Genomic DNA, 23,713 nt, shown 5'->3' with positions numbered 1-23,713 from the left:
GACAAACTCTCATTGGCTAAACCAGTGCTTAGTTGGTTTTGACTTTATTTAAGAAGGGCCACCTCTCCAAGGTAAAATACAGGAATTTATTTATGAAGATACTATTAACGTTGCTTCTATTGACACTAATGAGTACAAGCTTATTTGCAGAAAAACTCATTATTGGAACATCACCTTTCAATCCCCCCATGGAAATACGAGCAACTGCAAATAATGTATTTACAGGATTTGAAATTGATCTCCTCAATGAAATTTGTCGCCGAATTAATGCTACCTGTGTCTATGAGCCCATGACCTTTGAAGATATTATGAAAGCTGTGGCAACAGGGAAAGCTGATTTAGGTATAGACGGTTTTTTTATTACTCAAGAACGACTTGCATCTTATTTATTTAGCCGACCCTATTTACAAACTCAAGCCCAATTACTCACAACGGTTGATTCTAATATTGATAACACTAACGTCAATACAGGAAAACGTATAGGCGTTGAAGCCGGGACCGTATTCAAATCTATTCTAGAGCAAAAGTATGATAACGTTAAAGTGATCAGTTATGATAATCAACAAAATATGTTAAGAGACTTAGCCGAGCAAGACATTGATCTGGTTATGCTTGATTTTATTGGAGCAGCATATTGGGTACATACCAACCCAGACAATTTTAAACTAATTGGCAAGGCGATACCTTTCGGCACGGGATATGGCATCATAGCGAACCTCAATCAAGGCGCACTTATCTCTAGAATCAATAATGCATTGGATGCTATGGAGAAAGATGGTACTTATTTAAGTATTTACTCCCGTTATTTCTAATGGCGCTACTGGGTCTGTTGACAAAAACTTAATTGCCATGATAGAAATAATGCTGTTTCATCAATCAATTAGAAAAATGTTGAAATTTTATACTTTTATTAGCTTAATTTTAATCACAAGTATAGGTTTTGCTAAACCTTGTTCCCATTATAGAAGCTGTTTAATCTTAAAAAATCAACATTCTCAATTTGCTATGATTACATGCAATTGGCTAAGCGAGGTTACTTCAGAGGGAAACGCTCAGGGATCAACACAATTGGATTTAAGCTATGGTGATGGACTCGGAGCTCCTGAGCCACGAGCTCTTTATTGCTCATTTATAACTGCACAAACACAACACGATTTTAATTTTTATAATCCTTACTGGGGCTCACGCATTGAATTCAATCTCATCTCAGAAAAACAACTTGATGTACGTGTTATTGATGGATGGGGCACCAGAGATACCAAATATAAATTCAAGTGGTAAATTACTTTTAAAAGTATCCATTAACGGACGCAGATGAATTAATTATAAGTGGGTCTTGACGGTAAAATTGAACCATCAACTGATAAACGCCCGCATAATAATGCCTGATAATTTCGGGCCTTTCGAAAAATAATTCGCTTAAAACAGCAAAAAACTCAGCTGGAGATGTCGCAGCATAATGGTTAATGGGGATAGGATCATTTTGTTGTATGCGATTGATAAAATCATTATAAGCATCATTAAATTCAGTAGCCCACTGCAAAGCAGACATCCCTTTATGTAGTGGAGGAAATCCATTTGCCCTACCATTTTGCATATCTAATTTGTGCGCGAACTCATGGAGCACTACATTGCGTCCATCAGTCCCACCATGATGCAGTACATCATTCCAGGAAAGAACCACCGGGCCACGCTGCCATGATTCACCACTTAAATGAGCATTTCCTAAATGTTCAATACCGTATTCATCAACCACTTTATTTTGTCGTGAATAAGCTTCGGGATATATTATTACGGAAACCCAATCATCATACCAATCTAATCCAAGGTTTAAAATCAAAAGACAAGCCTGCAATGCGATGCTTAATTGCATTGCTGTAGTGATCTGAAAATTATTACCCCCTTCTAATGATTTGTAGTGAAGAAATAAAATTGCTAATTGCTTAAGCTTTATTTTTTCCTGTTTACTTAAACGCTGAAGTAGTGATAAATGCTGAAATGCATCATTCCACTCAGCTTCAGTGATCAGGGAGTATTGAATAATCCGTTTTTGCCGCCATGCTTTTAACCATTGAAACATGACTATAATCCTTTGTTTTACAAAATCCTATTTTTTAATTGAATCAAATAATCAACCGCATTAAATGCTGATGTATAAGCTGAAAAACAAGGATTAGAACTATTTACTTTATCAGATAAATCATCCAGATCACTGCCTGAAATAATTCCGTTGCCTACAATAACATCATTTAACGCAAATTGGGTAAAACAAGTATTAATATGAGACATAATATAATTATAGTGATCTCTATTTGAATTCAAAACCAGCCCTAAGGCAATGTAACCATCAAATGGATTTTTTTTCTGAAATGTATTAATAACGAACGGAATCTCATAAGTTCCAGCTTGTAATGACTCAATTTGATACTCATAATCAGAGCCTTTAACAACATCAATGCAATAGGAAAGTTGTTGGGCTGATAATTCCTTATGGATGCAAGATGAAATAATTAAAATTTTTGCCATAGATTAACATCTATTTTTTGTAAGTTGTATGAGATACGTAATTGCTTGGAACGCTTCCCGCACCCTTTCACCATTTTCAACTCGCTCTCGTAATAATTCCATGCTAGGAGCAGAAATAATACCATTACCAATCATTAAACCATTCATGGCAAATTGAATAAAGCATTCTTTTACATGCTCCCAAATGAACTCATAATGATCCGTTTTTCCTTTGAGTAATAAGCTTAAGGGAATGTAACCATCAAATGGATTATGGCTATGATAATGCTGAATAACAGCTGGAATTTCATAAGTTCCGGCATTCACTGTTTCAACTTGGTATTCATATGCGGATGATTTTAATAAATTTAAGCAACTTGCTAATTGTTTTTCAGCAAGCTCTTCGTAATAATTTGACCAAACAATAAGAATTTTAGCATTAGACATATTTTTAATTAAACTTAATGAGACTCTAAATAACAGAATGGTACTCGAAAATAGAGGCTGATTCAATTTAGTAGCTTAAACAATCATAGATTGTCATTTGATTCATATAAACCCCAAATCGAAAATCAGTGTTAAATCCTCAATAGCTCAGACTGAGCCTCTTCGAGCTTTTTAATTTTTTTTATAGAATCCGTATCACAATGAAAAAACAAATGCTCCCCGTGGGTCCAAACATAATTAACTCCTAGAGCAACAGCATAAAAAATTCCTAAACCAAGAATAGCTGCAGTAACATTAAGCAATACATCGCCCCAACCACGATGATTATTAAGTTCAATAGATGCTTTTTTTATGGCTTTTTTACAATTGGTACGAAATAACTCATAATTTTTTGCATTTTTGTTATTGAAGTAGGTCTTTGCTTCACTCTTTAAAGTATCATAAAGTTCTACAGCCGCATCAGCGGCTTTCTGATACGTTTGAGGATTGGTTTTAGCCTTTTCCCTCAATGCAAGTGCTTTTAGCTGAACCACAGCTAACTCATCATAAAATTTCGAAACTGCATCTTGGCTTGCATGCATAAACGCAATGAAGCAATCCTCCTTTTCATTTCTATCAATTATATCTTTCTCAACTAAAATAGTTAAAAACACATCAAAGTCTTGGGCACTAATGTTTCTAGTAAATTTCATATGAAAATGAGTGATTTCTCTGTCCAAAGCATCATCATGATAATACTCATGATCTGGATACGTACGATGAACAGGTTGTACCGGTGATAATCTTTTAACAAAAGGGTCTTGCGGATCAAATGGATTATATATCCGTAAGGGCCAAATAGGTTTTAGTATAGATTGAGTGGAATCATAATAATTTGATTGTATTATTTGTTGATATAAAGAATACCAAGGTACTGTTTTGGGCACATATAGAGTTACCGTATTATGAGCTACACTAATATAAACATTTTTACATAAGCGAGTAAATGCTGGCACAGTCTCCCCCGGCATTAAAAATTATAGTGCTTATTATTCTATCCCAATGGATACACTCTGATTTACTATGCTTTTAAAAAGACATTCTTGTTTTCATTCGTTACACCATCATCCATACACTCAATGAGCTGTGAACCTGCAGTAGAAAGAGTACGTGTCCCCAAAGAAGCTAATGAACAAGGAATACTAAGAATCGCTAATAAAAAACTTGCTGTAGATAAAACAAGCGCATAACCTGTAACATATAAAGAAAGAGCAGCAACGTCTAGAGCATTTTCACTGAGTTCTGAGATACCAAAAGCAGCCGCGCCGAGTGCAAACAACAAACTCCCTACACAAAACGCTGGCGCAATAGCGGTAATAAGCACACCCATGGTACCTAAAAAGGTTAATCCTAGCGGGTAAACAACTGGTGCAATCACTCCACCCGCAAACTCTTTGCCATTTTGATAAGGCTTAAAAAAGCCCGGTCTTTTGTTATAAGTTTTGATAAATCGTCTTAACTCACCAGAAAAACAAAGATCCTCAGGCAGATCGTTACTACTATCCAATACATAAGATAAATCATCTAAGGCTGCTAATCCCAGCATAAATTTCTCACCATGAGTAATTATTGCTCATAATATCGGGGAAATAAACTGAAGTCAATTATTTTAGTTAAAGTTAAAATAATAATATTTCTTTACTTTTCAAAATGTTACTAATTAGTAATCATTGATAAACCATCCAACAGCCGCTATCCTTTTTTATTTTTTACTTTAGGGGGTAAAGCAACATTAGCTACCCAACCGCCCCCTAATGCTTTAATTAAACTCACTGCTGATGCCATTTGTAACCCATCTATCTGCGTCGCCGCTTGTTCTGCTGCTAGTGCGCTAATCTGAGCTGTAAGTATATTAGCATAAGGCAAAGTTCCTGCTTTATATTGATTTTTAGTGAGCTTAAGTGCATAGATTGCATCAGCTGCTTGTTTATCTTGCACAATGCTTTGTTTTTCCAGAAGACGCAATGAAATAAGATTGTCTTCAACATCTTGAAATGCATTGAGAACCACTTGACGATAATTTGCAACTTGGGCAACATACTGTTCTTTTGCTGCTCGTACCCCTGCTGCACGATACCCACCATCCAATATAGTCTCCGCTAATTGCATACCAGCAGACCAACTGATTGATGGTTTATGAATCAACTGATGGAAACTATGACCTGCAGCACTTGTGGTACCAGTCAAGGTCAATGTTGGAAAGTAAGCAGCAACAGCTACACCAATCAATGCACTTGCTTGTTGCACCAAACGTTCCGCTTGTGCAATATCCGGCCTACGTTCAAGCCATTCAGAAGGAACTTGAAGAGGAATTGGAGGTGGCTTCAATTTTAAAATCGCAGGTTTTAATGAGAAATAAGCAGGAGGTCTTCCCATGAGTACAGCAATAGCATGCTCATATTGACCTCGTAAAATACCATTATTAATAGCGGAAGTCTGAGCTGTCTCAAGTTGAATTTGCGCCTGGACTACATCGGCACGAGAAGCAACACCAGAAGTATATTGATTGCGTGTAAATTGTAACAATTTTTGATAGGCAATTACTGTTTCATCTAAATATTTTTGACTTTTATCCAATGCACGAAGTTCAAAATAATATTGTGCTAAAGCACCTTGAGCTGATAAACGGGTCACACCAATTAAAGCCTCATTAGACTCGGCTAAAGAAAGATTTGCTTCTATGGTTCGACGAACCAAACCCCAAATATCAGGCTCCCAATTTGCATTCAAAAATCCAGTATAAATGGTTGTTGTATTTGCTACAGGTACAATATTTGTCGTTGCCGTACCTTCACTAGATCCAGAGGAACTGATAATTGTTGTAGATCCCCCAGCTTGCCGCTGCCTGAATACGCTACCCGCACCTACTAATGTTGGATATAAACTCGCGCGAGCCTGATCAACAATTGCCAGTGACTGGCTGAAATTAGCTTCTGCACTAACAATACTTTGGTTGTAATGATACAGTTGCTCTTCCAATTCATTTAATACAGGATCATTGAATACCTTCCACCATTGCCCGCGCTCTATATCATCTTGAGGTTTAATGGGTTTCCAATTTTTACGCTTAGCTTCTAGGACTTTTTTACCTTTGGCTTCTTTAAATTGTGGTGGCACTACAAGTTTTGGAGGAACATAATTAGGACCAACCATACATGACGAAAGTAGAGATAATACTAAAGTTAAAAGCACATATTTTTTTAATAAAAAATGTTGGATCGAAGTGATATGGGATTTTTGATAGTATTTTATTAGGTTGAACTTTCTTTCTCCCTGGCTATATAGATTATGAGTGTCCATAGGCGCCTCTTAATTTAAACCGTTTCATAAAATTACGAACCCGAACTCCTGCGGTATCCATTGTCAAATAAATTACTGGAGTAGTATAGAGTGTTAATAATTGACTCATAATTAACCCTCCCACAATTGCAATACCCAGGGGACGTCGTAATTCAGAACCAACACCAAACCCAATAATTAAGGGCATAGCACCTAATATAGCTGCCATTGTAGTCATCATAATCGGACGAAAACGCAATAGTGCCGCTTCATAGATCGCATCACGTGGAGATTTATTCTCCAAGCGTTCCGCCTCCAAAGCAAAATCAATCATCATAATGGCATTTTTTTTCACAATTCCAATCAGAAGAATCATCCCAATAAGAGCAATAATGCTCAGATCAGACTTGAATAATAATAATGCCAATAATGCACCAACTCCAGCTGATGGCAAAGTAGACAAAATCGTTATAGGATGAACTAAGCTTTCATAAAGCATTCCAAGTACAATATAAACGGCCAAGATCGCAGTTAAAATCAAAAATTTTTCATTTTTAAAAGACTCCTGAAATGCTTGTGCAGTACCTTGAAATGATCCACGCATGGTTGGTGGTAAATCCAATTTATTAACCATAGCAGTAATTTTATTCACTACGCCACCAAGAGAGCTTCCTGGTGCTAAATTAAATGAGAATGTTGCCGCAGGAGCTAGACCTTGATGGTTGACAGACAATAAAGTAGAACCCGCCTTAAAACTGGCAAACGCAGATAAAGGAACCTCATAACCCGCTGAGGATTTGACATAGATTTCATCTAAAACAGAAGGATATTGCCAATATTTTTGAGCGACATTCATGACCACATAATATTGATTCATTGGCATATACATCACTGAAATCTGACTTTGTCCAAAAGCATGATAAAGCACTTGGTCAATCTGTTGTGGTGTAATGCCAAAACGCGATGCAGTATCATGATCTACGTTGACATAGGTTTGCAAGCCATGATTAAGCTGATCATTATTCAAATCAACAATTCCATGAATTTTTGATAACTGTTCCATGATATGAGGGGTCCAGATCGCAAGATCTTGCAAATTATCAGCAGAAACCGTGTACTGAAATTGGGCTGCAGCAGCTCGGCCACCAATAGTTAAATCTTGGGCTGACTGCATATATAAAGTTGCACCAGAAATTGAAGATAATTCTTTTCGCAAACGGCCGACAACCTGATCGCTCGTAGGACTATCAGCTTTTAATGGTTTCAATATGATAAATACAGTTCCCGTATTCGTTGTATTATTTCCTGGACCACTTCCTATAAATGCGGCAACATTTGCTACAGCGGTATCTTCTTTTATTTTCGAAACAAATTGACTTAATTTTTTCCTCATTGCTTGAAAAGAGATATCTTGATCTGCTCGCAAAGTCCCGGCGATCCTATCTGTATTTTGTTGGGGAAAAAAACCTTTGGGGATAATGACAAATAAATAAATAGTTAAAACAATTGTGGCAAACATAAGAAACAACATGAAGCTTGGATGAAATAATGCCCAGTGTAAGCCATTAGCATAACGTAATCGTACTCGTTCAGTAAAACGCATAAAAAAATTGCTTTGTTCTCCCTCATCCTCACGCAACATTCGCGAGCACATCATAGGAGTCAATGTTAATGAAATAACAAGTGAAATCAATATTGCTATGGATAGTGTCACTACAAACTCACGAAACAAGCGGCCGACAATCCCTCCCATCAGTAAAACTGGAATGAAAACTGCAATTAAAGAGATGCTAATAGAAAGTACCGTAAAACCTATTTCTTTGGATCCATCAAAAGCAGCTTGTAATGGTTTTTTACCCAGTGCAATATGGCGTGAAATGTTTTCCAATACTACAACAGCATCATCCACTACAAATCCTGTAGAAATGGTTAAAGCCATGAGCGATAAGTTATCAAGACTGTAATTTAATAATTTCATAACGGCAAAAGTTCCAAGCAAAGATAATGGTACAGCAATACCCGGAATCATCATTGCTCTGAAGCTACCAAGAAAAAGATAAGTGACAAAAATAACCAAACACATGGAAATAAATAGAGTAAGCTCTACATCATGCAATGAAGTGCGAATTGTTGAGGTTCTATCCATTAAAATATTTAATTGGATGTTCTTTGGCATAGAGGCCTCAAGTTGCGGTAAAATTTCTCTTACGTGATCGACAGTTTTAATCACATTTGCTCCTGGTTGTTTAAATAAAACCAAGAGCACTGCAGGTTTACCATTTGCTAGGCCCGCCGTATGTACATCAGCAACAGAATCATAAACATGAGCTACATCTGATAGGCGCACAGGCTGGTTATCGAAGTAGCTAATAATCAGTGGAGCGTATTCTGATGCCTTGAGCATCTGATCATTACTTTTAATTACTGAAACAGTCTGATCATGAATGAGTTGCCCCTTTGCCAAATTCACATTAGCATCTGCAATGATTGTTCCTAATTGATTTAGTCCTATTCCGTATTTATTTAAAGCAGTAGGATTTATTTCAACCCGTACCGCAGGTAATGAACTTCCTCCCACATTTACCTGACCTACTCCCTCAATACGCAAAATCTTCTGTTGTAACAGAGTTGATGCCACGTCATATAATTGTCCTGGAGTAAATTTATCCGAAGTCAATGCAAGAATCATAATCGGAGCATCAGCAGGATTCACCTTGCGATAGGTAGGATTGTTCGTTAAATTTGTAGGCAACTGACTCATTGCGGCATTAATTGCTGCTTGGATATCACGAGCTGCCCCATCAATATTACGTGACAAATCAAATTGTACTATGATGCTTGTTTGTCCTAAAGTACTTGAAGAAGTAAGCTGAGAAATTCCTGCAATTCGCCCTATCTGCCGTTCTAAGGGTGCAGCAACTGAAGTCGCCATGATTTCTGGGCTCCCTCCAGGTAACTGGGCTTGTACTGTAATTGTCGGAAAATCAATCTGAGGCAATGGAGCTACAGGCAATAAATCAAAGGCAAGAATTCCTGCAAAACTTAAACCTAATGCTAACAAAATAGTTGCTATAGGTTTCTTAATAAATAGGGATGATAAATTCACAATCCAGCCCCCGAAGCATTAGGATTGTGTTTACCATAGCCCATTACCTTACGCGATATACGATCAAAAGTAAGATAAATAATAGGAGTTGTATATAAAGTGATTAATTGACTCACAATTAATCCACCAATAATAGCGATACCCAGAGGACGACGTAACTCACCTCCTATACCATGACTTAAAGCTAAAGGGATTGCACCGAGCATAGAAGCCATCGTCGTCATTAGAATCGGCCTAAAACGTAATAAAGCAGCTTCATAGATTGCATCTTTAGGTTGACGTTGATATTCGCGTTCTTGCTCAAGCGCAAAATCAATCATCATGATCGCATTTTTTAAGACAAGGCCAATCAATAAAATAATTGCAATCAAAGCAATAATTGTTAATTCATTTCCTGAAAGATATAAAGCTAATAATGCGCCCATAGATGCGGAAGGTAAAGTAGACAAAATGGTTAACGGATGAATATAACTTTCATAAAGAACACCTAAGATAATATAGACGACTACAACTGCAGCAAACACTAACCATCCTTCATTAGCAAGTGATTTTTGGAAACTTTTTGTGGTTCCTTGAAAATCAGCCTCTACACTCAATGGCAGATTCAGACTCTTCTTTGCTGCTTCTATTTGGGTTACAGCATCTCCTAATGAAGCATTGTGAGCAAGATTAAAAGATAGTGTTGCTGAAGGAAATTGATCCTTATGAGCAATAACTAATGGCGCTACTTTTTGTTTCAAATTGGCAAAAGTCTTAATAGGTACAGAACCACTGATACTAACCCCTGTGGTAGACCCAAGATTTAATGAACTCGATACTGATGGATTTGCTACTCTATAAGACGTTGTAGGGGAATTAGGAACAGGAGCAGTAGTCACCGTACTGTTTGGATTAGTTGTTATCGTAGAGTTAATATAGATGTTGTCAAAAGCAACTGTTTCTCTTTGTAATGAAGGGAACACTTCCAACACAACCCGATACTGGTTACGTTGGGTAAACATAATGGATATTTGTCGCTGTCCAAAAGAATCATATAAAGTATCATCGATCATCTGCATTGTAATTCCAAGTCTGTATGCAGTATCTCTATCAATATCAATTGCAGTCACCAAGCCATTATTTTGTTGATCCGTATTCACATCTTTCAAAATGGGGATTTGATGCATTTTTTCTAACATTAAATTAGACCATTTGGTAACCTCTTCCTTATCAGGAGCACTAATACTGTATTGAAATTGAGTGCGACTCGTCAATGTATCTATGGTTAGATCTTGCACTGGCTGCATGTATAATGTTGCACCTACAACTTGCTGAACCTTAGACCGCAAATGATTCATCACATCGGTTACACCTAGACGTTCATCTAAGGGTTTTAAATTAATTAGAATGCGTCCATTATTCAATGTAACATTTGTGCCATCAATGCCAATAAATGAAGAAACATTTTCAACGGCAGGATCAGTAAGTACCGCGTTTACTAAAGCTTGCTGACGATTAGCCATTTCTTGAAAAGAAACAGAGTCTGAAGCCACAGAAATTCCCTGAATAACTCCTGTATCCTGAATAGGAAAAAAACCTTTGGGGATAAAGTACAATAAAATACTGGTGATGAGCACGGTAATAAAGAAAACCAACAATATTAAAGGTTGTCGTGAAAGAACCCAGCCCAGAGAACGTTTATAATAATCAACAAAATAATTTAACTTTTTCTCTAAAAATTGCTCTAAACGTGTTGCATGGCTTTCACTGTGAGGTTTTAAAATTCGAGAACAAAGCATGGGCGTTAACGTTAAAGAAACAAAAGCAGAAATCGCGATGGTTATGGTTAGGGTCAATGCAAACTCACGAAATAATCGTCCTACTACATCGCCCATAAAAAGTAAGGGAATTAATACGGCAACCAGAGAAATAGACAATGAAATAATGGTAAAACCAATTTGCGCAGCTCCCTTGTGTGACGCATCTATGGGTTTTTCGCCCATCTCGATATAACGCATAATATTTTCAATCATGACGATTGCATCATCGACTACAAAACCCGCTGCAATGGTTAATCCCATTAATGTAAGGTTATTTAAACTAAAACCGAGTAAATACATTAACCCCAATGTACCTACAAGAGCCAATGGCACTGAAATACTAGGGATAATTGTTGCGGAAAGTTTACGCAAAAACAGAAAAATCACCATCACAACTAATACTACGGACAAAAGCAATTCTAATTGAACATTTTCTACAGAAGCACGAATACTCGTAGTGCGATCAGTAAGTATTTTTACATCCACACCTGCAGGAATTGCTGCCCGCATTTGCTGGAGCAGCTTTTTGACTCGCTCTGTTACTTCGATAACATTAGCTCCTGGTTGGCGCTGTATGTTAATGATGATAGCAGGCTCTTTATTCATCCATGCCGCTTGCATATTGTTTTCTGATCCATCAATAACACGAGCTACATCAGATAAACGAACAGGGGCCCCATTCTGGTAAGCAATAATTAATGGACGATAATCAGCAGCAGATAATAATTGGTCATTAGAATTAATTGTATAAGCTAATCTTGGTCCATCAAAATTTCCTTTTGCAGCATTCACGTTGGATGCCATAACTAAAGTCCGTATGTTCTCCATAGTTAATCCATAAGCTGATAAAGCATCAGGATTTGCTTGGATACGCACTGCCGGCCTATGCCCTCCACCTATACTGACTAAACCAACACCCAATAACTGAGAAATTTTAGGAACAAGGCGTGTTTCAGCGTAATCTTCTACTTTGGTTAAAGGTAAGGTATTTGTAGTTAAGGCCAAAGTTAGAATAGGTGTATCTGCGGGATTTACTTTGCTGTATATAGGCGGATTGGGAAGAGCTGTGGGTAAATAACTACTTGCGGCATTAATAGCTTGCTGCACTTCTTGTTCAGCCACATCAAGACTCATGTTCAAATTAAATTGTAAGGTAATAATCGATGATCCTGTTGAACTATTTGATGTCATTTGGTCCAATCCAGGCATTTGACCAAATTGGCGTTCAAGTGGTGCAGTTACCGTGGTACTCATCACATCAGGACTTGCACCAGGATAAAAAGTAGACACTTGAATCGTTGGATACTCCACCTCAGGTAACGCAGAAACAGGTAATAATTTGTAAGATAAGACCCCTGTAAGGAAGATAGCAAACATTAATAATGAAGTTGCTATTGCTCTTGCGATAAATGGGCCTGAAATACTCATGTCACCCCAATAAAGAAACGGCTATACTGGCTGTTTTAACAGATATGTCCTTAGGATGCTCGGCGTGTATTAGCACCTTAGATCCGTTAATTAATTTATCAGCGCCATTAATTACAATTTTTTGACCAGGTAATAAGCCACTTTTAATCACAGTATCATCACCGCTTGTAGGTCCCATTACAATTTTTTGAGTTGCTACAGTATGATCTGAATTAATAATATAAACAAAATCTTCTGTTGTTGTATGTTGCACAGCAGCTGTTGGTACAACAGTAGCATCATGTAATGTGTCAACTAGTATTTTCACATTAACAAACTGATTAGGAAATAATTTTTTTTCCTCATTATTAAAAACAGCCCTTAATCTGACTGTTCCGGTAGTCGTACTAATTTGGTTATCTAAAGCCAATAACGCTCCTTTTGCAAGTAAATGCTCTTGTTGCCGGTCATAAACGTTAACTTCCATTTGCTTGTCACCATAAGCTTTTGGAGCTATCTGCGGTACATAATCTTCTGCAACAGGAAAAATCACGGTAATTGGATCCATAGTAGTCACAACAGCAATGGCTTGTGTATTTGATATTTGTACAATATTGCCAGGATCAATCAATCGTAATCCAATTCGTCCATCAATTGGCGAAGTTATATTGCAATAAATGAGATTAATTTTAGTACTTTGAATTAACCCCAAATCCGATTTAACGTTTCCTTCATATTGCTCGACTAATGCTTGCTGAGTCGCTAATGTTTGCTGTGAAATTGAATCTTCCTGCCATAATTTTTGATAACGTTTTAAATCAATTTTTGCATTGGCTAATAACGCTGAATCTCTTTTTAAATTTCCTTCGTACTGTGTCAGCAATGCTTCATAGGGACGTTGATCAATTTGTGCTAGTAATTGTCCTTTTTTGACCAATTGTCCTTCTTTGAAGAGCACTTTCATTAATATGCCGTTGATTTGGGATTGAACAGATACAGTATAAACTGGTGTTACTGTTCCTAAAGCAGGAAGGTAAATAGGTACATCACGGGTTGTAGAAAATCCAGCAACTATAGGTATAGGTTTTGGCCCCACATCTTTCGGTTTTTTATGAGCGAAGTAAAACCACAACAAAGCAACTAAAGTGATTAAAATAATAATCAACCCTAAAAAGTTCTCTGATGGAAATCGCTCTCGCCAATATTTAGAAATCACCATTTTTTTTTTATTTTTGGCAGGTGATGCTTCTCCTTCCATAAAAACGACGTTCCTTCCACAAATTAATCGAACTCATCATAACGAATTTTTGGTTGGGTAGCAAAAAAAAATCGTAATGGCCAAATGAGCAATCTATGCCATTGTTATCCTAGAAAAACCATTGCCTCATAAAAATATTGAAGGTGTTATGGTTTTTAAGTCTTCCTTATCACTGAAAAAATTTAAGATAAACACTATACTTTTAATTAATGGTCGATCATTTGTCATTTAGATATATGAGAGAACAAGGAGAGAGTATGGAAATTAAAACATTTCAGTTCTTTAAAAATAAAGGATGGAGCTTAAAAAAATTTCCTGAACTTGATTCAGCGAATACTTTGGTTCTCATTTTTTCTGCCCCAGAATTTTATGATTTTCATGAACCAATACTGCAATTAGCTGAGTTTTATTCCCAATCAAAAATAGTAGGTTGCTCTACCGCAGGTGAAATTTTTGGTAATTATCTTTTTGATCATAGTATTGCTGTTGTAGTGGCAAAATTTGCGCATACGACTTTAAAAATTGCAAAAGCCCTAGTAAATCAAAGTAATGAATCAAAAAATACAGGTATGATAATTGCAGATCAATTAAAAGATACTCATTTACGCAGTATTTTTGTACTCTCTGATGGACTGAATGTAAATGGTTCTGAATTAGTAAAGGGTTTAAATACAGCTAAAGAAACTAATAATTTAATTATTACCGGTGGCTTAGCAGGTGATGGGAGCAATTTTAAAAGAACATGGACCATATTAAATAATGAAATTCTCGATCATTACGTAGTAGCTGTTGGTTTCTACGGTTCAAAAATTCAGATTGGACACGCATCAAAAGGAGGATGGGATATTTTTGGCCCTATTCGTCGTATTACCCGGTCTGAAGCCAATGTCTTATATGAACTTGACTATCGGCCTGCTCTGCAACTTTATAAGGAATATTTAGGTGAAAAAGCTTCTGAATTACCCTCTTCAGGATTGCTTTATCCCTTAGCGATCCATGATCCTAATGCTCATAATGATACGCAATTGGTTCGCACCATTTTAGCAGTTAATGAGAAAGAACAATCTCTGGTCTTTGCTGGTGATATTCCAACTGGATGGCATGCCCAATTAATGCGCGCAAATTTTGATCGCTTAATAGACAGTGCCCATGAAGCTGGAAACTTAGCGAATAATCGCATGCTATCAAACGGACTTGAAAAATTAGGTCCGGTTCTTGCGATCGATATTAGCTGTGTAGGAAGAAGACTCCTGTTAGGGGCACGGACTGAAGAGGAAATTGAATCAACTTTTTCTGCTCTACCTGAAGGTTCAACACAAATAGGGTTTTATTCTTATGGCGAATTATCGCCATTTTCAGTTGGAAATTGCGAACTACATAATCAAACAATGACAATTACCACCATACATGAGCTATAAAATTATTATGGACATTCATAAATTATTACAAAGACAGCTAGCACGATTGAAAATTGATCCCAATCAAAAACCGGAAAGCACAGAACAATGGATAACTTTTTTAAATCATATTAATAATACTTATATAGAAGTAGATCAAGAACGTTATATGCATGAACGCTCCACAGCAATTTCTTCTCGAGAAATGATGAATTTAAATGAAAAACTTGAACATGCACAACATATTGTTGGCTTAGGATATTGGTCCTATGATGGAAATACTGATCATACAATTTGGTCAAATGAATTATTCACTTTATTTCATTTAAATCCAATCAATAAACCCCCTACCCTTAATGAATTTATTGAATTAATTCACGAACGAGACCGATTTGATTTTGTTCAAAAAGTAGAAAGAGCGTTAAATGAAAAAATAGATTATGAGTGTGAGATACGAGTAAAAAATCCAGATGGAGCTTACCACTGGTATCGAACGATTGGGCAGTGTCTGGATGCTGATAAACAGCTTACGGGTATTGTGATTGATATCCATAAAAATAAAATCGCTGAAGAAAAAATTAAAAAATTAAATCAACAAATTTCATCTACCGCTCGCCAAGCTGGAATGGCTGAAGTTGCAACCACTATTTTGCATAACATTGGGAATATTTTAAACAGTTCTAATGTCTCAATTTCTTTAGTGAAAAACAGTTACAAACAAGCTTATTATAAAAAATTACTGAGAGTCGTAACAATGATTGAGCAACATCAAACTGATTTAGCTCATTTTTTAAGTCATGATCCCAAAGGAATGATTATTCCAGAATTTTTATTATCGCTCTCTAAAATTATCTTAGAGGAAGAAGAAAAAAATAATATTGAAATTGATAATTTACAGCACGATTTAAGACATATTAATCAAATAGTAGATATGCAAAAATCAATTGGTGGGCTCTCAAGTTTTAGAGAGTCCATTTATGTTCCTGAATTAATTGATAGCGCATTAAATATCACGATGAGTTCTTCGAAAAAAGACATTGAGATCATCAAAGAATTTAAACTCACTCCGTTAATTTTCGTTGATAAAACCAAACTTTTGCATATTTTAATTAACTTGATTCAAAACGCCAAAGATTCTGTACTCGAAAAAACGTCTAATCCAACAAAAAAAAATCGAAATAAGCGTACAAAAAATGCAGAACTCCGTACAAATAATGGTTAAAGATAATGGAGTTGGCATCAAAGTAGAAGATTTACAACATATTTTTGCCTTCGGATTCACCACTAAAGAAAACGGTCATGGCTTTGGTTTGCATAGTTCAGCATTATCCGCCAAAGAAATGGCTGGAAAACTTATTGCCGAAAGCCAGGGAGAAGGATGTGGCGCCCAATTTATACTGACATTACCCATTACTGATTCAAAGCAACAAGGAGACATTTATGGGTGATATACCATTACATATTATGATTATTGACGATAACTCTTCGATTCATACGGATTTTATTAAAGTTCTCACCTCCTCAACTATTAGAACAAAGATCGATTATTTTGAACAACAATTATTTGATGATCCTCTTTTAAATGAATCAGAGAGTTCCGATATGGAGAGTTTTTTACCTAAATTTATTTTTAATACAGCATCCCAAGGATATGAAGCAATAAAAAAAATCAAACAAGATCTGAAAAAAGGGATACATTATGCTTTAGCTTTTGTAGATATAAGAATGCCTCCGGGGTGGGATGGGATCACTACCATTAAACAAATGTGGAAAGTTGATCCCGACATTCAAATAGTGATTTGTACTGCATATTCTGATTTCAGTTGGGGAGAAACTGTAAAAGAGCTAGGAATGGGTGACAATTATCTTATTTTGAAAAAACCATTCGATATAGTGGTGGTAAGGCAACTGGCTTGTGCTTTGACAAGAAAATGGATTTTGACGAATAATGCAAAACATCATGAAAAAATACTCCAAAAAACTGTAGCCGAACAAACCAAATTCTTACAGCAATCTTTATCTATTCTACGTTCAACTTTTGAATCGTCTACAGATGGAATTTTAGTTACTGATCTAAATTATAAAATTATTGATTGTAATTCTAAGTTTGTTTCCATGTGGAATATTCCAAAATCCATGTTAGAAACTAATGATGGATTGAGTGTCTTATATCACATGCTCAATCAGCTCTTTAAACCTAAAAAATATTTGGAAGAGCTTAACCGCCTTAAAAAAAATATTAATGAAATCAGCAGCAGTATTGTGTCTTTTAAAAATGGAAAAACACTAGAGTGTTATTCTCTTCCACATCGTTTAAATGATGTTATCATCGGACGTGTATGGAGTTTTCATGATATTACTGAACGCGCCAATCTTGAAAAGAAACTTACCTATCAGGCGCTCCATGATCCATTAACCCAATTACCCAATCGATCTTTATTAATCGATAGAATACGAACAAGTATCGATAATGCAAAAAATCAAAAACAAAAATTTGCAATACTTTATTTTGATTTAGATCGATTTAAACTAGTCAATGACAGTCTATCCCATGAAGTTGGTGATACATTATTACGCATGATTGGACAAAGATGGAGTTTATTAGTTCGAGATGGAGATATCCTAGCAAGGATGGGTGGAGATGAGTTTGTAATGATTTGTCATATAGTTGAGGAAAACACTATTTATACAATTGCTAATAAGATTTTAAATTCTATGAAAGAACCCTTTAAAATCACAAATCAGGATTTATTTATAACTACTGCTTTGGGGATAAGTATCTATCCTCAAGATGGAGAAACAGCTAATGATCTATTAAAGAATGCTGATTTAGCAATGTATCAAGCAAAAGAACAAGGAGGAAACCAATTTTCTTTTTATGACGTTCGATTATATGAACACAATAAACAATGCTTTTTAATAGAAGCTGAATTGCATAATGCGCTAAATAATAATGAATTTTTTCTAGTATACCAACCTCAGTGTAATATTGATCAACAAGGATTATTATCCGTTGAAGCACTAATCCGATGGAATCATCCAGAAAGAGGTTTATTACTTCCTATGGATTTTATTCCATTTACTGAAGAAACGGGGCTAATTATACCCATTGGAGAATGGATTCTTAGAGAAGTGTGCCAACAAATAAATATCTGGCATAAAAAAAACTTGCCTTATGTTCATGTCGCTGTAAATATTACTTCCCGACAATTACGACAACCGAATTTCCTTGATTTTGTTAAAAAAACTTTAAATGAATATCAGCTTAATCCTCAATATTTAGAGTTTGAAATTTCTGAGAATGTTGTTATAACACATCAAGATATTATTTATATGCTGAATCAACTCAAACAATTAGGCATTAAAATTGCGCTAGATGATTTTGGTACTGGAAATTCCAGCATCAACTATCTAAAGCAGCTCCATATTGACTGTATAAAAATAGATCAATCATTTGTCCAAAATATATCAACATCACATAGTGATGAAGTTATTATAGAAGCGATTATTTCTATGGCACGCAGTTTTAATTTTAAAGTGCTTGCTGAAGGAGTCGAAACTCAAAAACAATTGGATTTTTTAAAAAAACAACATTGCGATGAAATACAGGGTTTTCTTTTTAGTAAACCACTAACACCTAAAGAAATTGAAAGATATTTAAAGCAGAATAAAATATTAAAAAGACCTCATTAAGCATCTAGCCAATATAACCAGCGTTGTTGACAATTCACTCTCCTATGTCCTGCATTTTATGTTTGTAGAAATTGTCAACGGATCTCTAAATATTTATAAAGTAACGTGGGTATTTTGCAATTCTGGACGAATCCTCTTCCATTGATTCAAGGGTGAAAAATCTGGATTAGCCATATTATCAACGGGCAGATAAAAGGTTTGTTCTAGTAAATGCTGGCCACTAAGAGCCGCATGCGACATATGATCAGTAAACACTATCCAAGTACTTTGAGCAGGAAAATCAACTTGCATTTTTTGAACTTTTGCTTGATACAAATCATCGAGTTTCATCGTATCATGTAAATGCAACATATAATGATCATAAGGCGAGCGTAAGGTTTTGGTTGCTTTAATAAACTTTAGAATTTTTGCTTTGATTTTACTGTAAGATGCGATTTTAGGTCCAAAACGATGAAGCACATCTGCAAATGGCTCACCAAGATTCCAAATTCGAGGTTCATTATCTGGATTTACATTACAAAAAACACGTAAAATTCTTAACCCATGAACCGGGCTTGCTGCAAATGAATCTACATGTAAACGAGTATCATCTTTACGTTTTGAAGAAACACGCCCTTGTACTTGTGCAGGCCTAAAGCTGGTTCGTCCCCATTTTAAATGAGGGATATAAGAAGGCAGAACATGCTGAATTAATTGATGTGCAAACTCAGCATAACCATGCATCATCGATGAAAGTTTATCATTCAAGCCGCTAATTTCTTTTTTATAAGCACCGAGCTTTTGAGTACGGATATCGTAACTTATATTTTTACGACTCCCATCAAGGATATTTTCAGAGAACAAAACAGGATCTATAGAGGTATAAAAATATTTAGGAAAAAATAAAACCGTACCTTCCTCTAACCGATTAATACTTTCTTGATGATTGATTTGCTCTATATTTTGCGTGAATAAGTAGGAATTCATTCATTTACCCTAAATAATCGTGTAATTTAGTAAAAATTTAATACTATATCGAATATAATCTATAATCCCAAAAAATAGATTTATGTTTCGCTTTGGATCATACCATGTTACTTTGTCCTTGTGGATCACAAAATACTTATGAAAGATGTTGTGGTTTGTATCTTGATAGTCATGAGCTACCACAAACTCCTGAGCAGTTGATGCGCTCACGATATACAGCTTACAGCCTAGGAAAAATTGATTACATCAAATGCACCATGAAAGGCAAAGCGCTCATAGGCTTTAATGAATTTGAGGCTGCTCAGTGGGCTAAGAGTGTTAAATGGATTGACTTAACAGTAATTAATTCAGATATCCCTACTTCACATATAGGTTTTGTCGAGTTTGCTGCACGCTTTTCTGAACACAATCAGACAAAAATCATTCATGAATTAAGTGAGTTTCATAAAGAAAATGGTCGTTGGTATTATGTATGCGGCGTACATAAGCCAAATTTAAATAAAACCCATAAGCCTCAAGTTGCACGTAACGCACCTTGTCCTTGTGGCAGCGGTAAGAAATTTAAGAACTGTCATGCCAAATAATAATCAGGTTTAATTATGAATAATCACATGTTACTTAATACATTCATTTTTTTGGTATCAGCGAGTATTATGGTTCCTATTGCTAGCCGGTTCAAATTAGGCTCGGTATTAGGATATCTCACTGTTGGTATTCTTATTGGACCTTTCGGATTCAAGCTCATAGAAAACTCACAACAAATTATGAATTTTGGTGAGTTTGGTGTGATTATGATGTTGTTTCTTATCGGTTTGGAAGTAGAGCCTGCTATGTTATGGAAACTCCGACGGCTTATCGTAGGTCTGGGGGGATTACAAGTTATCTTAACTACGAGCATACTCACTGCACTTGGGCTTATGTTAGGGTATGCTTGGCAAGAAACCTTAGCGATAAGCATGGCTTTATCGCTTTCATCAACAGCCCTTGTTTTACAAATGTTACAAGAAAAAAACCTATTGAAAACGGCTGAAGGAGAAACATCATTTGCTGTATTGTTATTTCAAGATATTGCCGTAATTCCTATATTAATCATCATTCCTCTACTGGAACAACATGGAGTGATTAAAGTCAATGTTAATGAAGCAGCGTTTATCATGCATTTTCCTAGATGGATGCATGCCCTTTTAGTAGCTGGAGTAATTGGAGCCGTTATTTTAATTGGTCATTTCGTGTCCAGACATTTATTCTTCATCATTGCAAAAACAAACTTACGCGAAGTATTTACTGCGTTTTCTCTTGCTTTAGTGGTAGGAATTACTTTATTAATGGAATCAATAGGGGTATCTCCTGCCTTAGGTGCATTTATTGCGGGTGTTGTATTAGCTAACTCTGAATACAAACATGCAGTTGATGCAGATATTCAACCATTTAAAGGGATTTTACTCGGATTATTTTTTGTCTCTGTAGGAATGGGAATGAATTTTTCGCTCTTTACCCATAAGGCGTTGCTCATTCTTACAGCCGTTCTTGTATTAATTAGCATCAAAGCGCTTATTCTTTCCATTTTAGGCCGCATCTTTGATTTAACTAAATTGCAAACTTTAGGATTTGCTTTTGCTTTATCTCAGGGCAGTGAATTTGCCTTTGTTTTATTTGATTACGCCAGTAAAACTAAAGTAATCAGTAATGATAACGCATCATTTTGTACTCTTGTTGTTGCGTTATCGATGCTTGCCACACCTTTTTTATTGCTTATCTACCATCGATTTATTGTACCCAAATTTATGAGTGTCTTACCTGAACGTGAATATGACTCCATTAATGAAAAAAATGGCATTATTCTTGCTGGCTATGGGCGTTTTGGCCAAATCATTGGTCGTTTGCTCAATGGAGAAAAAATTAAATTTACTGTATTGGAAAAAAATCCCGAGCAAATTGAGTTACTTCGAAAATATGGATACATTGGACATTTTGGTGATGCAAGTCGTTTAGATTTATTGAAAAGTGCCGGAGCGGAGCATGCAAAACTATTAATTGTAACTGTAGGTAATCCTGATGCAAATCTAAGAATTGTTGAGTTAGCCAAATACCATTTCCCCCACCTCAAAATTTATGCAAGAGCTCGTAATCGTCGTCATGCATATGAGCTGCATCGAGTGGGTGTGGATTACTTTATTAGAGAATTATTTGATTCTTCTTTAACTATGACCAAAGAAATTATGAAATTCCTAGGCTATAAATCAGAAGATATTCAGAAAAAAGCAGCTGCATTCAAAAAACATGATGAAACAACATTAATTCGCTCATTTGATTTTTTTGATAAGGAAAGTGATTTAATTAATTTTTCTCGTCAAGCAAAAGGTGAATTAGAACGTATTCTTCAATCAAATTAAAGGGGATCTATTAAAGTATATTGACAATTTATTCTAAGTTGCCTACCTTCCAGACTTTATGTCTGAGAGAGTTACCAATTGAGGTACCAGTCTCCGTCTCGACCTGAGCCCCGCAAAAGCCAAATATAGAGTGTATCAAAAGCATTAACTTGACCTCATGGGAGTAATCATAATAAATGATCAATCTGCAGCAAATTTCTTTAAAAACTTTTCTCAGTGACTATTGGCAAAAAAGACCTCTAGTGATTCGCAAGGCTTTGCCAGAATTCACGCATCCCTTATCTCCCGATGAACTTGCTGGACTTGCACTGGAAGAGGATGTTGAAAGCCGTCTGGTCTTTGAAACTCCTAATGAAAAACCTTATTGGCATTTAAAACGCGGGCCATTTTCTGAAAGTGACTTTAGTACCTTACCACCAACTCATTGGACCTTACTAGTGCAGGGTGTAGATCGATTAATTCCTGAAGTTTATGCATTGCTTGATCATTTTAATTTCATTCCACAATGGAGAATTGACGATATTATGATTAGCTATGCTGTTCTTCATGGCAGTGTTGGGCCTCATTATGATAACTACGATGTGTTTTTATATCAGGCCAAAGGAAAACGTGAATGGTCGTTAACTACTAAAGGTTGTAATAACCAAAACTATATGAAAGACCTTGAATTACGTATCATGAATCAATTTGATATTGAAGAGCGTTTTATCCTTGAAGAAGGAGATATGTTATACCTTCCTCCACATGTGGGTCATTATGGGATCTCCCTGTCTGACGAGTGTATGACTTACTCTTTTGGCTATCGTAGTTACCAGGGACAAGAACTATTAGAAAGTTTTAGTGATTATTTATCTGAAAAAGGTTCGTTCAAAAATCTGTACCAAGACCCCGACTGGTCTAATTTACAAAATACGTCCGAAATCATGCCTTCTGCCTGGCTTAATGCTCAAAAATTATTACAACAATTAATTAATGATGAAAAAACAATGCAATCGTGGTTTGGATGTTTTGCTACGCGACTCGATCAACAAGCAGAACTCCAATTGCCCGTTCCTTTGGAAGAAGACGAATTAATTGATTTATCTGGTTTTATGAAAGAAATAAAAGCAGGATTAAATCTTATAAGGGATGCTTCGTGCCGATTTGCATATCAAAATCAAAATGAGCAATCTGAATATCAATTTTATATCAATGGAAGTACATGGGATATAGATGGAGTTAATGAGGATTTGTTGCGTTATATTGCTAATAATCGCTACTTATCTTATAAAGTGCTAAGTACTTATTTAAATACAAAAAAAAATCAATTACTTATTTATAATTTATGGAAATTGCAATGGCTACATACTGAAGAAATTTTGATATAAATTGGTTAAATTCAAAAACTTAGAGTATAGTTAATATACAGGCGATAACAAGGATAA

Annotated in this window: 19 protein-coding genes; 9 read left to right on the top strand and 10 right to left on the bottom strand. The window is 35.8% G+C overall.

Annotated elements, in window-relative coordinates:
- Positions 1–92: 92 nt before the first annotated feature.
- Complete coding sequence (locus Lsan_RS03485; protein ID WP_058513148.1) at positions 93–812, top strand: transporter substrate-binding domain-containing protein; 720 nt, start codon at positions 93–95, stop codon at positions 810–812.
- Positions 813–861: 49 nt separating this feature from the next.
- Positions 862–1,281: a hypothetical protein gene (locus Lsan_RS03480; RefSeq protein ID WP_237762021.1), complete on the top strand. Its 420-nt coding sequence runs from the start codon at positions 862–864 to the stop codon at positions 1,279–1,281.
- A gap of 7 nt (positions 1,282–1,288) precedes the next feature.
- Here Lsan_RS03480 and Lsan_RS03475 read toward each other — a convergent pair whose 3' ends face one another.
- The 9 genes from Lsan_RS03475 to Lsan_RS03435 form a co-directional block, all read right to left on the bottom strand.
- Positions 1,289–2,080 carry a M90 family metallopeptidase gene (locus tag Lsan_RS03475; RefSeq protein WP_058513147.1) on the bottom strand — a complete coding sequence of 264 codons (792 nt, stop codon included), beginning with the start codon at positions 2,078–2,080 and terminating at the stop codon, positions 1,289–1,291.
- Between the two features lie 17 nt (positions 2,081–2,097).
- Positions 2,098–2,526, bottom strand: a complete 429-nt coding sequence (locus Lsan_RS03470; RefSeq protein ID WP_058513146.1) for a 6,7-dimethyl-8-ribityllumazine synthase — start codon at positions 2,524–2,526, stop codon at positions 2,098–2,100.
- A 3-nt stretch (positions 2,527–2,529) separates the two neighbouring features.
- Positions 2,530–2,952 (bottom strand): 6,7-dimethyl-8-ribityllumazine synthase, encoded by a 423-nt coding sequence (locus Lsan_RS03465; RefSeq protein ID WP_058513145.1) that lies wholly within the window; start codon positions 2,950–2,952, stop codon positions 2,530–2,532.
- Positions 2,953–3,083: 131 nt separating this feature from the next.
- On the bottom strand, positions 3,084–3,947 hold the full coding sequence (locus Lsan_RS03460) for a hypothetical protein (protein ID WP_237762020.1): 864 nt from the start codon (positions 3,945–3,947) through the stop codon (positions 3,084–3,086).
- A 65-nt stretch (positions 3,948–4,012) separates the two neighbouring features.
- Positions 4,013–4,537, bottom strand: coding sequence for a hypothetical protein (locus Lsan_RS03455; protein WP_058513144.1), 525 nt, complete (start codon positions 4,535–4,537; stop codon positions 4,013–4,015).
- 146 nt (positions 4,538–4,683) lie between these two features.
- Positions 4,684–6,291, bottom strand: coding sequence for an efflux transporter outer membrane subunit (locus tag Lsan_RS03450; protein WP_058513143.1), 1,608 nt, complete (start codon positions 6,289–6,291; stop codon positions 4,684–4,686).
- Positions 6,278–9,376 (bottom strand): efflux RND transporter permease subunit, encoded by a 3,099-nt coding sequence (locus tag Lsan_RS03445; RefSeq protein WP_058513142.1) that lies wholly within the window; start codon positions 9,374–9,376, stop codon positions 6,278–6,280. Before Lsan_RS03445 ends, Lsan_RS03450 begins: the two co-directional genes overlap by 14 nt.
- Positions 9,373–12,603: an efflux RND transporter permease subunit gene (locus Lsan_RS03440; protein ID WP_058513141.1), complete on the bottom strand. Its 3,231-nt coding sequence runs from the start codon at positions 12,601–12,603 to the stop codon at positions 9,373–9,375. The genes Lsan_RS03445 and Lsan_RS03440 overlap by 4 nt, the downstream gene beginning before the upstream one ends.
- A 1-nt stretch (position 12,604) precedes the next feature.
- Positions 12,605–13,840, bottom strand: a complete 1,236-nt coding sequence (locus tag Lsan_RS03435) for an efflux RND transporter periplasmic adaptor subunit (RefSeq protein WP_058513140.1) — start codon at positions 13,838–13,840, stop codon at positions 12,605–12,607.
- Positions 13,841–14,097: 257 nt separating this feature from the next.
- Here Lsan_RS03435 and Lsan_RS03430 point away from each other — a divergent pair, with 257 nt between their 5' ends.
- From Lsan_RS03430 to Lsan_RS03420, 4 genes are read left to right on the top strand one after another with little or no spacing between them, the layout of a single operon-like run.
- Complete coding sequence (locus Lsan_RS03430) at positions 14,098–15,258, top strand: FIST signal transduction protein (RefSeq protein WP_058513139.1); 1,161 nt, start codon at positions 14,098–14,100, stop codon at positions 15,256–15,258.
- On the top strand, positions 15,248–16,459 hold the full coding sequence (locus Lsan_RS03425) for a PAS domain-containing protein (protein ID WP_237762019.1): 1,212 nt from the start codon (positions 15,248–15,250) through the stop codon (positions 16,457–16,459). The genes Lsan_RS03430 and Lsan_RS03425 overlap by 11 nt, the downstream gene beginning before the upstream one ends.
- A complete protein-coding gene (locus tag Lsan_RS22820; RefSeq protein ID WP_237762018.1) occupies positions 16,431–16,685 on the top strand; it encodes an ATP-binding protein in 255 nt (84 codons plus the stop codon). The genes Lsan_RS03425 and Lsan_RS22820 overlap by 29 nt, the downstream gene beginning before the upstream one ends.
- A complete protein-coding gene (locus Lsan_RS03420) occupies positions 16,678–18,930 on the top strand; it encodes an EAL domain-containing protein (protein WP_058513138.1) in 2,253 nt (750 codons plus the stop codon). The genes Lsan_RS22820 and Lsan_RS03420 overlap by 8 nt, the downstream gene beginning before the upstream one ends.
- A gap of 93 nt (positions 18,931–19,023) precedes the next feature.
- Here Lsan_RS03420 and Lsan_RS03415 read toward each other — a convergent pair whose 3' ends face one another.
- Positions 19,024–19,896, bottom strand: a complete 873-nt coding sequence (locus Lsan_RS03415; RefSeq protein WP_058513137.1) for a Kdo hydroxylase KdoO — start codon at positions 19,894–19,896, stop codon at positions 19,024–19,026.
- A 104-nt stretch (positions 19,897–20,000) separates the two neighbouring features.
- Between Lsan_RS03415 and Lsan_RS03410 the strand changes: the two genes are divergently transcribed.
- The 3 genes from Lsan_RS03410 to Lsan_RS03400 all read left to right on the top strand — a co-directional run bounded on the left by Lsan_RS03410 (position 20,001) and on the right by Lsan_RS03400 (position 23,656).
- Entirely contained in the window at positions 20,001–20,480 is a 480-nt protein-coding gene (locus Lsan_RS03410) for a YchJ family protein (RefSeq protein ID WP_058513136.1), read from the top strand.
- 15 nt (positions 20,481–20,495) lie between these two features.
- Entirely contained in the window at positions 20,496–22,289 is a 1,794-nt protein-coding gene (locus tag Lsan_RS03405) for a monovalent cation:proton antiporter-2 (CPA2) family protein (RefSeq protein WP_058513135.1), read from the top strand.
- 176 nt (positions 22,290–22,465) lie between these two features.
- Positions 22,466–23,656, top strand: coding sequence for a cupin domain-containing protein (locus Lsan_RS03400; protein WP_058513134.1), 1,191 nt, complete (start codon positions 22,466–22,468; stop codon positions 23,654–23,656).
- Positions 23,657–23,713: the final 57 nt, after the last annotated feature.

The sequence above is a fragment of the Legionella santicrucis genome, assembly GCF_001468135.1.
Lineage (GTDB): Bacteria > Pseudomonadota > Gammaproteobacteria > Legionellales > Legionellaceae > Legionella > Legionella santicrucis.
The sequence above is the reverse complement of the archived record's forward strand: the minus strand, read 5'-3'. Positions and strand labels throughout refer to the sequence as shown.